This window comes from Methylosinus sp. is20ea, from assembly GCF_059718135.1.
Map to the genome: position 1 here is coordinate 3,510,393 of NZ_AP046088.1, position 12,475 is coordinate 3,522,867.

At 64.0% G+C, this 12,475-nt stretch carries 10 protein-coding genes and 1 riboswitch; of the genes, 4 read left to right on the forward strand and 6 right to left on the reverse strand.

Features of this window, described 5'->3' with window-relative positions; genetic code table 11:
- Positions 1-39: 39 nt before the first annotated feature.
- From AC6IY7_RS16370 to AC6IY7_RS16390, 5 genes are all read right to left on the reverse strand, one after another.
- Complete coding sequence (locus tag AC6IY7_RS16370; protein ID WP_497780473.1) at positions 40-1,677, reverse strand: ABC transporter ATP-binding protein; 1,638 nt, start codon at positions 1,675-1,677, stop codon at positions 40-42.
- Positions 1,678-1,842: 165 nt separating this feature from the next.
- Entirely contained in the window at positions 1,843-2,343 is a 501-nt protein-coding gene (locus AC6IY7_RS16375; RefSeq protein ID WP_497780474.1) for a cupin domain-containing protein, read from the reverse strand.
- A 46-nt stretch (positions 2,344-2,389) separates the two neighbouring features.
- Entirely contained in the window at positions 2,390-3,562 is a 1,173-nt protein-coding gene (locus AC6IY7_RS16380; protein WP_497780475.1) for an ABC transporter permease, read from the reverse strand.
- A 3-nt stretch (positions 3,563-3,565) separates the two neighbouring features.
- Positions 3,566-4,675: a microcin C ABC transporter permease YejB gene (locus tag AC6IY7_RS16385; protein ID WP_497780476.1), complete on the reverse strand. Its 1,110-nt coding sequence runs from the start codon at positions 4,673-4,675 to the stop codon at positions 3,566-3,568.
- Positions 4,676-4,681: 6 nt separating this feature from the next.
- Positions 4,682-6,571, reverse strand: coding sequence for an extracellular solute-binding protein (locus AC6IY7_RS16390; protein ID WP_497780477.1), 1,890 nt, complete (start codon positions 6,569-6,571; stop codon positions 4,682-4,684).
- A 310-nt stretch (positions 6,572-6,881) separates the two neighbouring features.
- Here AC6IY7_RS16390 and AC6IY7_RS16395 point away from each other — a divergent pair, with 310 nt between their 5' ends.
- Complete coding sequence (locus tag AC6IY7_RS16395; RefSeq protein ID WP_497780478.1) at positions 6,882-8,333, forward strand: NAD-dependent succinate-semialdehyde dehydrogenase; 1,452 nt, start codon at positions 6,882-6,884, stop codon at positions 8,331-8,333.
- 5 nt (positions 8,334-8,338) lie between these two features.
- On the opposite strand, the gene AC6IY7_RS16400 is transcribed toward AC6IY7_RS16395, so the two are convergent.
- The gene (locus AC6IY7_RS16400; RefSeq protein ID WP_497780479.1) at positions 8,339-8,770 is read right to left on the reverse strand and encodes a cupin domain-containing protein; all 432 of its coding nucleotides are present in this window, start codon (positions 8,768-8,770) and stop codon (positions 8,339-8,341) included.
- A 133-nt stretch (positions 8,771-8,903) separates the two neighbouring features.
- A riboswitch (cobalamin riboswitch) is annotated at positions 8,904-9,104 on the forward strand.
- Positions 9,105-9,220: 116 nt separating this feature from the next.
- Between AC6IY7_RS16400 and AC6IY7_RS16405 the strand changes: the two genes are divergently transcribed.
- From AC6IY7_RS16405 to AC6IY7_RS16415, 3 genes are all read left to right on the forward strand, one after another.
- Positions 9,221-11,251, forward strand: coding sequence for a TonB-dependent receptor plug domain-containing protein (locus tag AC6IY7_RS16405; RefSeq protein WP_497780480.1), 2,031 nt, complete (start codon positions 9,221-9,223; stop codon positions 11,249-11,251).
- Positions 11,252-11,276: 25 nt separating this feature from the next.
- Positions 11,277-11,840, forward strand: coding sequence for a DUF7676 family protein (locus tag AC6IY7_RS16410; RefSeq protein WP_497780481.1), 564 nt, complete (start codon positions 11,277-11,279; stop codon positions 11,838-11,840).
- An 82-nt stretch (positions 11,841-11,922) separates the two neighbouring features.
- Positions 11,923-12,471 (forward strand): hypothetical protein, encoded by a 549-nt coding sequence (locus AC6IY7_RS16415; RefSeq protein WP_497780482.1) that lies wholly within the window; start codon positions 11,923-11,925, stop codon positions 12,469-12,471.
- Positions 12,472-12,475 lie beyond the last annotated feature (4 nt).

Consider the following 12,475-nt stretch of genomic DNA (forward strand, 5'->3'; position numbering starts at 1 on the left):
GCGAGAGCGCCATCCGATCCTACTGGATCGGATGGCGCTCTAGTCGCCCTGATGCGGCTCGGCCTCGATGCGGAAGGCGGCGGCGAAGAGGGCGCGCGTGTAATCGCTCTTGGGCGCGGCGAACACCTCCACCGCCGGGCCTTCCTCCACCACTCTGCCGTAGCGCATCACGATGAGATGCGCCGCGAGCGATTTCACCACTTTGAGATCATGGCTGATGAAGAGATAGGCGAGCTGGTGCTTGGCCTGCAATTCGCGCAAGAGATCGACGATCTGCGCCTGCACCGACATGTCGAGCGCCGAGGTCGGCTCGTCGAGGACGATGAATTTCGGCTTCAGCACAATGGCGCGGGCGATAGCGATGCGCTGGCGCTGGCCGCCCGAGAATTCATGCGGATAGCGATCCATCATGGCGGGATCGAGCCCGGTCTCGGCCAGCGCCTGGGCGACGATCTCGCGCGTCTCCTCGAAGGAGAGATCGCGCATCTGGACGCCGAGGCCCTCGGCGACAATCTCGGCGACCGACATGCGCGGCGACAGCGAGCCATAGGGGTCCTGGAAGACGATCTGCATGTCGCGGCGCAGCGGGCGCATTTCCTTGACGGTCTTCGCGTCTATGCGTTCGCCGAGATAGAGGATCGGCCCCTCGGAGCGGATGAGCCGCAGCAGAGCGAGGCCGAGCGTCGTCTTGCCGGAGCCCGATTCGCCGACGACGCCGACCGTCGAGCCGCGCCGAACGGCCAGAGTGACGCCGTCCACGGCCTTGATATGGCCGACGGTGCGGCGCAGGAAGCCGCGCTTGATGGGAAACCAGACCTTGAGATCATTGGCGGCGACGAGAACGGGCTCGTTCTCATCCTCCACCGGCGGCGCGCCTTTCGGCTCGGCGGCGAGCAGCGCCTTGGTGTAGGGATGCTCGGGCGCCGAAAAAACCTTCTCGACATCGCCCTTCTCGACGATACGGCCATGCTGCATCACGCAGACATCGTCGGCGAAGCGCCGCACGAGGCCGAGATCATGAGTGATGAAGAGCATGGCCATGCCATAGGTCTTCTGCACGCGCTCTAGAAGGGCGAGAATCTGCGCCTGCACAGTGACGTCGAGCGCCGTCGTCGGCTCGTCGGCGATGAGCAGGTCCGGCCGATTGGCGAGCGCCATGGCGATCATCACGCGCTGGCGTTGGCCGCCCGACAATTGATGCGGAAAGGCGGCAAGGCGTTCCGACGGATTCGGAATGCCGACCTCGCCGAGCAGCTCGACGACGCGGGCGCGGATCTTTTCCGCTCCGCGCGCGCCATGCAGCTCGAGGATCTCGCCGATCTGCTGCTCGATCGTCTGCAGCGGATTGAGCGAGGTCATCGGCTCCTGGAAGACCATTGTGATCTTCGCGCCGCGAATGGCGCGCAGCCGCGCGTCCGAGAGCTTCAAAATGTCGTCGCCGGCGAAGGCGATGCTTCCCGACGGATGAATCGCCGACGGCGGCAGCAGCCGCACGATGGAGAGCGCGGTGATGGATTTGCCGGAGCCCGACTCGCCGACGAGCGCCAGCGTGCGCCCGCGCTCGACCGAGAAGGAGACTTTATCGACGGCGAGCGTCTCCTTGCCGCCTTGCGAGAAGGCGATGGAGAGGTCGCGGACGTCGAGGAGGGGGGGCGGCGAAATCGTCTCTCCGGTCATTCGAACCTGCGAAGCCTCGATAATCTGCTGGACTTGGGCGTTGCCGGGACGAAGCTTTTCAGTCCCTCGGAAAGCCTCTTCATTGCGCTGTGGTCCGGCGTGAAGAACGGTTGCTCGCATGGGCGCCGGCCACCGCGGGGCTCGGCGCCGGTCGCCCGGCGCGCCCTATTTTTTTCGCGGGTCGTCATGTGGGTCGATATAGACGAGGTCGAAAGGACCAACTGCCGCGACCTGAATAATCGTTTCCTCGTCGCCGGTCCATACATAGTGTGGATCGTTCGCCGGCAGCAGCAGCAAAGACCCCGCGTCGAGCTTCTTACCTTTCGATTTCTCGACCTTCTCGCCCATGCCGCTCCACATGGAGCCGCTCAGGACCGTGACCGATTCGAAAACCGGATGGGTGTGCGGCGGCACGAGGTAGTTCGGGGGAAATTTGACGCGCAGAATGAACAGGCCGGGCTTCGACGGATCGCCATAGACGACGACGGTCTGACCGCCGTTCGGAAACGCCGCGTCGTCCTTGAATATGATTTCGTCCCGAGTCAGCTCTGCTGCGCCGCCGCCCGCGACGGTTTGCGCGAAGGCCGGGGCGGTCAGCGCGATCAATGCGGCGGTGATAAGAGCTCTTGTCATTGCGAGATTCCATCCTTCAGGTCGGATCGACAAATTCCCCTTGGCTCCGGTGCCCGGAAGCCGACGCGTCGTCGGACTTTCACCGGAATGTCTTTCTCGGGTCGAAGGCGTCGCGCACCGCTTCGCCGATGAACACCAGAAGCGAGAGCATCAGCGCGATGATGACGAAGCCGGTGAGGCCGAGCCAGGGCGCCTGGAGATTTGATTTGCCCTGCAGCAGCAATTCGCCGAGCGACGGCGAGCCCGGCGGCAGGCCGAACCCTAAGAAGTCGAGCGAGGTCAGCGTCGTGATCGAGGAATTGAGCACGAAGGGCAGAAAGGTCAAGGTCGCGACTGTCGCATTGGGCAGAAGATGGCGCGTGATGATGCGGAAATTGGAGAGGCCGAGCGCGCGGGCGGCGTTCACATATTCGAAATTGCGCGCCCGCAAAAATTCCGCGCGCACCACATGCACCAGCGACACCCAGGAGAACAGCAGCAATATTCCGAGCAGCACGAAGAAGCCCGGCGCCAGAAAGGAGGAGACGATGATGAGCAGATAGAGCTGCGGCAGCGACGACCACACTTCGATGAAGCGCTGGAAAACGAGATCGACCCACCCTCCGAAAAAGCCCTGCACGGCGCCCGCGGCGACGCCGACGATGGAGGAGATGCTCGCCAGAATGAGGCCGAACAGCACCGATAGTCGGAAACCATAGAGCAGACGCGCGACGACATCGCGGCCTTGATCGTCGGTGCCGAGCCAGTTCCATTCGATCGCCGAGCAGCCGAGATGCGCTTTCTCCGGCCCGAGCTTCTTGGCCGCGGCAGCATCGCATTGCGCCTTGGAGAGCATCCATGTCGGCGGCGAGGGCGCAGGCGTCGGCAGATCGAGATTATGCGTGTCGTAGGAATAGCGAACCGGCGGCCAGATGATCCAGCCATTCGCGTCGATCTCCTTCTCGATCGTCGGATCGCGATAGTCCGTGCGCGCGAGAAAGCCGCCGAATTTCTCTTCCGGATAATCCTTGAGGATGGGGAAGAGCAGCTCGCCCTTGTAATAGGCGAGCACAGGCTTGTCATTGGCGATGAAGTTCGACGCCAGCGATAGCAGGAAGAGGGTCATGAAGACAAAGAAGGACCAATAGCCTCTGGAATTGGCCCTGAAATTCTGCAGCCGGCGGCGATCGATCGGTCGCAGGCGCAACAGTCCGCCGTCGGGAATCTCCGGCGCGAGCTTCATCATCGGGACAGGGACGCTGGTCTCGTTCATCGGTCAGACCTCACGCGTCTCGAAATCGATGCGCGGATCGATCCATGTGTAGGTGAGGTCCGAGAGGAGATTCACCACGAGGCCGAGCAGAGCGAAAATATAGAGATTGGCGAACACCACTGGATAATCGCGATTGACGATGGATTCGTAGGAGAGATAGCCGAGCCCGTCGAGCGAGAAGATGGTCTCGATCAGCACCGAGCCGGTGAGAAAGGCGTGCACGAAGGCGCCCGGAAAGCCGGAGACGACGATGAGCATGGCGTTGCGGAACACATGGCCATAGAGCACGCGATTCTCGGTCAGGCCCTTCATCCGCGCCGTCTGCACATATTGCTTACGGATCTCGTCGAGGAAGGAGTTTTTGGTCAGAAAGGTCTGCGTCGCGAAGGCGCCGAGCGTCATGGCGAGCACGGGCAGACATATGTGCCAGAAATAATCGCCGACCTTGCCGATGAGCGACAGCTCGGCGAAATTCTCCGATGTCAGTCCGCGGAGCGGAAATATCTGCCAGAAGGAGCCGCCGGCGAAGAGCACGATGAGCAGCATGGCGAAGAGAAAGCTCGGTATCGCATAGCCGATGATGACGAGATTGGAGGTCCAGGAGTCGAAGCGCTCGCCGTCGCGCACGGCTTTGGCGATGCCGAGCGGTATGGAGACGGAATAGGAGATGAGCGTCATCCACAGGCCGAGCGACATGGAGACGGGGAGCTTCTCGCCGATGAGCTTCAGCACGCTCTCGTCGCGAAAATAGCTGCGGCCGAAGTCGAAGACCGCGTAATTCTTCACCATCAGCAGGAAGCGTTCCCAGGCCGGCTTGTCGAAGCCGAACTGCTTTTCCAGTTCGGCGATGAATTTGGGATCGAGCCCCTGCGCGCCGCGATATTTGGAGGCGCCTTCCGCGCCGGCGCCGGGCGTCGCCGCGCCGCCGCGGCCGACATCGCCGCCGCCGCCGGAAAAGCGCGAGGTCGCGCCCATGTCATAGCCCTGCAGCTGCGCGATGACGCGCTCGACCGGGCCGCCCGGCGCAAATTGCACGATGGCGAAGGAGATGAGCATGATGCCGAGGATCGTCGGGATCATCAGCAGCAGGCGTCGCAGAATATAAGCTGCCATATTGGTTCAGCGCCCCGCATAGTTGATCTTGCGCGCCTTGGCGTCGTCCCACCACCATGTCGCGGCTATGCCCGTGTCGAAGCGCGGATAGCGCTCGGGGCGGCCGAACACGTCCCAATGGGCGATCCAATGCGTCGGCTTGTAGTAATGCGGAATCCAATATTGGCCGGCGATCAGCACGCGGTCCAGCGCGCGGCAGATTGCCGCGAGCTCCTCGCGCGAGGTCGCGACCAGCGCCTTCTCGATCAGCGCGTCGACGACCGGATCGGCGACGCCGATGACATTCTGCGAGCCCTTGGTGTGCGCGGCCTCGGAGCCGAACATGATGCGCAGCTCCTCGCCCGGCGAATAGGCGATGCGCACGCGCTCCATGATCACGTCATAGTCGTGATCGTCGAGCCGGGATTTATATTGCGCGGCGTCGACGATGCGCATTCGGGCGTTGACGCCGATCAGCTTCAAATTCTTGATGAAGGGCTGCGTGTGCCGCTCGAACATGCTGGTGTTGTAGAGGAACTCGAATTCGAGCGGCTTGCCGTCGGGCAGGCGCAGCAGGCCGTCCTTGCGCGTGCAGCCGGCCTCGGTCAAGAGATCGACGGCCTTGCGCAAGAGATTGCGATCCTGTCCCGAACCATCCGACACCGGCGGCTGGAACGGCGCCTCGAATGCTTCCTTGGGCAGTCGATCGCGGAACGGCTCGAGCAGAGCGAGCTCGGACGGCGTCGGAAGCCCTACGGCCTCGAGATCGGAATTCTCGAAATAGGAGCTCGTGCGCTTATACGAGTCGTACATGAGATTATGGTTGGTCCATTCGAAATCGAATGCGTAGCCGAGCGCCTTACGCACGCGCGGGTCCTTGAACACCGGCCGGCGGATGTTCATGAACCAACCCTGCGTTCCCGATATGTTGTAATCGGGAATTTCCTCGCGCTTCACGCGTCCGTCGCGAAAGGCCGGGAAATCATAGCCTGTCGCCCATATGGCGGAGGTGAATTCCTCATGCACGGTGAACGCGCCGGCCTTGAAGGCTTCGAAGGCGACATTGCGGTCGCCATAATAGTCGAAGCGGATCACCTCGAAATTGGCCTGGCCGACATTGACGGGCAGATCCTTGGCCCAATAGTCCGGCACACGCTGGAAGGAGATGTAGCGGCCGGGATCGATCGGACCGAGCTTATAGGCCGAGGAGCCGAGCGGCGGCTCGAGCGAGGTCTCGTTGAATTTATGCTTGCTGTAATAGGCTTTGGAGAAGATCGGCTGGCTGGCGACGATGATCGGCAGATCGCGCGCGCGGCCGGGCGCGAATTTCACCACGAGAACGTCATCCACCTGCGCCGTGGCGCTGACGAGATCGCGCAGCGATTGCGAGATCATCGGATGGCCCTCGGCCTTCAGAATGTCGAGCGAGAAGGCGACGTCATGGGCGGTGAGGCGCGAGCCGTCGTGAAAGCGCGCTTCTTTGCGCAGGAAGAATGTATAGGTGAGCTTGTCGGCGGAAATGCGCACCTTCTCCGCGACGAGCCCATAGAGCGCGTCGCGCTCGTCGAGGCTGCCGGCCATCAGCGTGTCATAGACGAGGCCGACGCCGGCGGCCGGATTGCCGCGCAAAATATACGGGTTCAGCGAGTCGTAGCTGTTTTTTTCCGGCGGCGGCGGCTCCATCACCAGCGTTCCGCCCTTGGGCGCGCTCGGATTCACATAGGCGAAATGCGGAAAATCCGCCGGCTCGGCGAGCTCGCCGAAAATGGAGAGCCCATGGCTCTCGGTCTCGCCCGGCGCGCCTTCCGCGAGAGCGGGACGCACGGCCCATCCCGGCAGGGCCAATCCCGCGAGGCTCGAGAGGGCGGCGAGCGCCCGGCGGCGCGTCACGGGAAGAAAATTGCGTGTTTCGGCCAAGGTGATCTCGCTGTTCGGGGCGTCAGGGCGGGCATGAGCGCGGCGGCTCACGCGAATCCCGCGATTATGTCGGATTTTCGGGACGAAGCCATATGAGATTGCGGTCGCTTCCCCTTTGACGCGCGAGCAGGGGCCGCGGTTCCGCCTTTCGCGGCAGCGCGCCGGATAGGCCCGGAAAGCGCCGCTTTTCAGGCAGCGGGACCGCGAGCGGGCAGGCCCCGCGAGATTTGCGAAAGGCGGATGTTGTGTCCGCTGGCCAAGGCGCCGTATTCGATGGCCTCTTTCGTATCGCGTCGGGAGCGCAGCCGAGATGACCAGAGAGCCCCGCCCGTTCCGCCACCAGGCCTTCATCGACGGCGCCTTCGTCGGCGCCGACAATGGCGCGACCTTCGCCGTTCGCGATCCGGCCACGGGCGCAGTATTGGCCGAGGTCCCGGACATGGGCGCGGCCGAGACGCGGCGGGCGATCGAAGCGGCCGAGCGCGCGCTTCCGGCGTGGCGCGGCAGGCTCGCCAAGGAGCGGGCGCAAATTCTGCGGCGGCTGCATGATCTCCTGCTCGCCGATCAGGAGCGCCTCGCCCAGATCATCACTGCCGAGCAGGGCAAGCCGCTCGCCGAGGCGCGTGGCGAGATCGCCTATGGCGCGGCCTATTTCGACTGGTTCGCGGAGGAGGGCCGCCGCGTCTATGGCGATGTGATCCCGCAGCAGGCGCGCGAGAAGCGCATTCTCGTGTTCAAGCAGGCGATCGGCGTCACCGCCGCGATCACGCCCTGGAACTTCCCTTCCGCCATGATCGCGCGCAAGGCCGGCGCGGCGCTCGCCGCCGGCTGCACAATGGTGGTGAAGCCGGCCGAGCTGACGCCGCTCTCGGCCATAGCGCTCGCCGAGATCGCCCAGCGCGCCGGCGTGCCGGACGGCGTGCTCAATGTGGTGACGACCAATGATCCTGCCAGCGTCGGCGCCGAGCTCACCGGCAATCCCGCGGTGCGCAAGATCACCTTCACCGGCTCGACGGAGGTGGGGAAGATCTTGCTGCGGCAGGCGGCCGAGAATGTGCAGAAATGCTCGATGGAGCTCGGCGGCAATGCGCCTTTCATCGTCTTCGAGGACGCCGATCTCGATCTTGCGGTGAAAGGCGCGCTGGCGACCAAATATCGCAACAGCGGCCAGACCTGCGTCTGCGCCAATCGCTTCCTCGTGCAGAAGGACGTCGCCGAGACTTTCGCCGCCAAGCTCGCCGAGGCGGCGTCCAAGCTGAAGGTCGGGCGCGGCGTCGATCCCGGCGTCGTCATCGGCCCGCTGGTCGAGGAGGCGGCGGCCGAGAAAGTCGAGCGTCTCGTCGCCGATGCGCGCGCGCGTGGCGCGAAAGTGCTGACCGGCGGCGCGCGCCACGCGCTCGGCGGAACATTCTTCTCGCCGACCGTGCTCTTCGACGTGCGGCCGGACATGCAGATTTTCGAAGAGGAGATTTTCGGCCCCGTCGCCGCGATCATTCCCTTCGAAGATGAGGCGGAAGCGATCCGTCTCGCCAATTCGACGCATTATGGCCTCGCCGCCTATTTCTACAGCCGCGACATAGCGCGTGTGTTTCGCGTTGCGGAGACGCTCGAATTCGGCATGGTCGGCGTCAACGAGTCGCTGATGTCGAGCGAGGCCGCGCCTTTCGGCGGCGTGAAACAGTCGGGCATGGGACGCGAGGGCTCCAAATACGGCATAGAGAGCTATCTCGAGATCAAATATGTCTGCCTCGGCAATATGTGAGGCGTTCAACCCTCGCGGTTCGGCGTGCCGAGCACATGCACGTCGGGCGCGAGCATCACATTGTCGAAGCGCTGCGTGAACATCGCCGCCGCGAAGAAGGCGACCGCGCGCAGCGTTTCCTCGCCCGTATTGACGAGATCATGCCGCAGCGGCGTCGGAATGACGAAGACGTCGCCGGGCTTCACATGATGCGTCTCGCCGCCCTCGGCGCGCAATTCGCCGGAGCCGCCGAGGATATATTGCGTCTCCTCGGTCGCGTCCGTGTGCCAGCCGAGCCGTCCGCCGGGCGCGATCTCATAGACGATGGTCGAGGATTGCGTCGCGCCATGCTCGCCGCAGGAGGCGAAGGCGCCGGCCCAGCGAACGCTGGGATCGTCCACGCCGCCGACTTGCGCGCGCGGGAGCCGGTCAGTGTCGACGACGTAAATAGCGCTCATCGTTCTTCTCCGAAATTCTAATCGAATTTTTCGCGGGCGGCGCCCGCAGCCACAAGCCTAACGCGCCGCGCGAGGCTTCGTTCCAGAAGTGCTCGCCGTCCGAGAGCGCGCTTGACTCTGCGGTTCGGCGCGGTTCTATTGACCGCGATGGCTCCCATCTAGGGATCAAAAGGGAATGCGGTGAGCGCCGGAGACGGCGCGAAGCCGCGGCTGCCCCCGCAACTGTAAGCGGCGAGCCGAGGATCAAACAGCCACTGGAGCGTAAGCTTCCGGGAAGGCGATCCGAAGGCGCTGACCCGCGAGCCAGGAGACCTGCCATCAGTCGTGGTCACGCGCGATAGCGTCGGGCGGGGTGCACCGAGGCGGCCGAAACCTTTTGACGCGTCTTTGCGCGTCGAGGGTGGAGACCTTTCGCAGTGACGGCCCACGTCTGCTGCGAGTTTTCCGGCAATGTCCTCCTTTATCGCACAGGGCGCCCTTTCGGGCGCCACGTCTCGTCTCGCGCTTTTCTCCGCCTCTCTTCTCGTCCTGCTTCCCGCTCGCGCCGCGGGGCAGGAGGCTCTGCCGACTGTCGAGATCGGCGCGGCGACCATCGTCTCCGCCGATCGTGTCGAGGAGCGCGTCGATAAATCCTCCTCCGCCGTCACCGTGATCCCATCCGCGCAGATCGAGAAGCGCGCCGCGACCGGCCTCACCGAGGTTTTGCGCGGAACGCCGGGTCTCGATCTCTATGAGACCGGCGGCCCGGGCGCGCAGACCTCCGTCTTTCTACGTGGCGCGACGCCCGGCCAGACGCTCGTGCTGGTCGATGGCGTGCGCATCGGCGATCCGTCCTCGACCGACGGCTCGGTCGATCTCGGCGGCCTCGTCGCCTCCGATATCGAACGCATAGAGGTGCTGCGCGGCCCGCAATCGGCGCTCTATGGCTCGGACGCGATGGGCGGCGTCATTCACATCCTCACGCGCAAGGGCGAGGGACGCCCGCGCGCCTCACTTCTCGTGGAAGGCGGCTCCTACGGAACGGCGCATTTGCGCGCGCGCGTTTCGGGAAGCGAGGATCGCTTGTGGTACGCATTCGCCATAGACGCGCTGACGGTCGACGGCCATCCACGCTATGGCTATCGCATCACGCGGCCACTGACGATCGGCGACGGCAAGACGCCGCTTCCGCCGCTTCCGCCCAATGATCCGACGAGCAAGGGCGGGGCCAGCGCGCGTCTCGGCTATCGCGTGAGCGAGGATGTCGCGGTTGAAGCCGGCTTCTTCGGTTATGACAGCGCGATCCGCTTCGATAATCCCTATTCCTTCTCGGCGGTCGACATCTTCGATCCGCAGAATCATCAGCATGCGACTTTCGCGCAGGGTTTTGCGCGCATCGACGCCGACATGTTCGACAAAGCCTTGCACAATCGCTTCACCCTGTTCGGCAATGTGACGAATCGCGACGTGTGGCAAGCGCGCTCCTGCTATGACGCGAGCTTCAATGCCTATAATTGCCAGCGCGGCTATCGCGGCGCGCGGCGCGGATTCGAATATCAGGGCGATCTCACGCTCGGCGGCTTTGGTCTTCTGACCTTTGGCGCGCGCAATGAGACGGAGTCCGTCCACACATCGCAGGACCCCGTTCCGCCGACGACATTCACGCCCATCGATGCGGCGCAGACGACGCATTCGGGCTTTGCGCAGCACAAGCTCACAATGTTCGAGCGCGTCGATCTCTCCTATGGCGGCCGCATCGACGCGGTGGATCAGAACCGAACCTTCGCGACATGGCGCGCGACTGCAGCCTATCGTTTCGAGGACACGGGAACGAAATTGCGCGGCAGCGCCGGAACAGGCGCGCGCGTCGCCTCGCTCTATCAGCGCTTCAGCCAATATGGCGATCCTGCTCTCGCGCCGGAGACGAGCGTCGGATATGACGTCGGCGTCGATCAGTCCTTGTTCTCGGATCGCGTGTTCGCATCGCTGTCGCTGTTCGAGAATCGCTTTCGCGACCTCATCGAGTTCGGCCGCGCGCCGAGCTGCAGCGTGACGCAGGCCTTCGGCTGCTATTACAATGTCGGCCGCGCGCGCACGAAAGGCGTCGAATTCTCCGGCGAGGCGATCGTCGTTCCCGGCGAATGGCGTCTGCGCGCGAGCTATACGCATCTCGCCGCAGAAAATCTCGTGACGCATCGCAGCCTGTTCCGCCGGCCGCGCGACAAGGGAACGGCGTCCGTCATCTATACGGGCGTTCCCGGGCTCGAGCTCGAGGCGCGGCTCACCATCGTCGGGCCCAATCCCGACTATGATTATATCTTCTCGCAACGCGTCACGCTCGCGCCTTACGCGAAGCTCGATCTCTACGCCGATTACAAGATCGACGAACGCATGTCGGTGTTCGCGCGGATCGAGAACATCAATGACGCGCGCTATGAGGAAGTCTTCAATTACGGAACGGCGGGACGCTCCGTCTATGGCGGCGTGAAATTCAGCTGGTGACGGATTTTCGAGAGGGGAGAAGCTCATGACGAATTCGACGCCGCAGCGAAGGACGGAGCCGGATGGAACGCCGGTCGATGTCTTCGCGCTGCCGACCGATGCGCAGAGTCTCGAAGCGCTGCTTCGCGATCTCTTCGAAAATCACTGGGGCGAGATCGTGTTCGGGCCGATCATTCAGGGCGCGGCGTTCGAGATACATGTCGATCATCCGCCGACGCGCGTCGGCGTGCTCGACGGCTATCTCACCATCGCTTTCGGGCAGACGCATTTTCACGTCTGCATCGGCGAGACGCGAGGTCCACGCAGCCGTCCGACGCCGCCCGAGCTCGCCGTTCACAGACGCACGGCGCGCGCGGAACTGCATCGGCGCTTCTCGGGAACATGCGTTCCAATGTCCTGGAGCCTGCAATTGTTCAATGGCGCCGGCGAGCAGCAGCTCGCCGTGCTCTTGCCCAATCCCTTCCTTCATCCCGAAACCGAGAGAATCCTGCGTGAGCCCGACTGGTCGCGGCTTTCTTTGTGGGATGCGTTGCGGGCGCGCTGGCTGGGGCTCATCGAGCCCGATCCGGTCGATCGTCCCGCGCTCTGATCTTCCGAGTTCGTCTCCCGCGAGGAGACGCAGCAGAGCAGGGCGCTAGCCCCGCTCGTCACTTCAAGAAAAGGAGTATCGAATGACTAGGCTTTCACTTCCCGTCTTCGGCGAACGCAATCTGTTCTGGATCGGCTCGCTCATTGTCGCCGGCGCTTTCTTCTCGCTCGCCTTCGCTTGCGCGGCGCCGCTCGCGGGCTTCGCCGCCATAGCGGCGCTGACGAGCACAAGGCGCGGCGCGCTGGCGCTGACGGCGGCGATCTGGTTCGCCAATCAGATCGTCGGCTTCGCGATTTTGCGCTATCCGACGGATTTCGAGACGCTCGCTTGGGGCGGCGCGCTCGGCGTCATCGCGCTTTTGTGCTGCGAGACGGCGCGTCTCGTCGCGCGCTTCGCCGCGGGCGCCGGCGCGCCGGTCGCAGCGCTCGTCGCGAGCTTTCTCGCTTATGAGGGCCTTCTCTTCGCCATCACGCGCGCCATCGGCGGCGACGTCTCTCATTACGCGCTCGCCAGCGTCGCGCGCATTTTCGTCATCAATGCGAGCGCCTTCTTCAGCCTCTGGGCCTTTGGCCTCGTCTGCGCCGCGGTCGGCGCGCCGCGGTCCTCGGCGCTGTCCTCGCGTGGAGCGTGAGGGG

What these genes read in the sequence shown, in the direction of transcription:
- AC6IY7_RS16385 (WP_497780476.1), bottom strand. Translation starts at nt 4,675, where the DNA reads ATGGCAGCTTATATTCTGCGACGCCTGCTGCTGATGATCCCGACGATC.
- AC6IY7_RS16410 (WP_497780481.1), top strand. Translation starts at nt 11,277, where the DNA reads ATGACGAATTCGACGCCGCAGCGAAGGACGGAGCCGGATGGAACGCCG.
- AC6IY7_RS16415 (WP_497780482.1), top strand. Translation starts at nt 11,923, where the DNA reads ATGACTAGGCTTTCACTTCCCGTCTTCGGCGAACGCAATCTGTTCTGG.
- AC6IY7_RS16405 (WP_497780480.1), top strand. Translation starts at nt 9,221, where the DNA reads ATGTCCTCCTTTATCGCACAGGGCGCCCTTTCGGGCGCCACGTCTCGT.
- AC6IY7_RS16370 (WP_497780473.1), bottom strand. Translation starts at nt 1,677, where the DNA reads ATGACCGGAGAGACGATTTCGCCGCCCCCCCTCCTCGACGTCCGCGAC.
- AC6IY7_RS16380 (WP_497780475.1), bottom strand. Translation starts at nt 3,562, where the DNA reads ATGAACGAGACCAGCGTCCCTGTCCCGATGATGAAGCTCGCGCCGGAG.
- AC6IY7_RS16395 (WP_497780478.1), top strand. Translation starts at nt 6,882, where the DNA reads ATGACCAGAGAGCCCCGCCCGTTCCGCCACCAGGCCTTCATCGACGGC.
- AC6IY7_RS16400 (WP_497780479.1), bottom strand. Translation starts at nt 8,770, where the DNA reads ATGAGCGCTATTTACGTCGTCGACACTGACCGGCTCCCGCGCGCGCAA.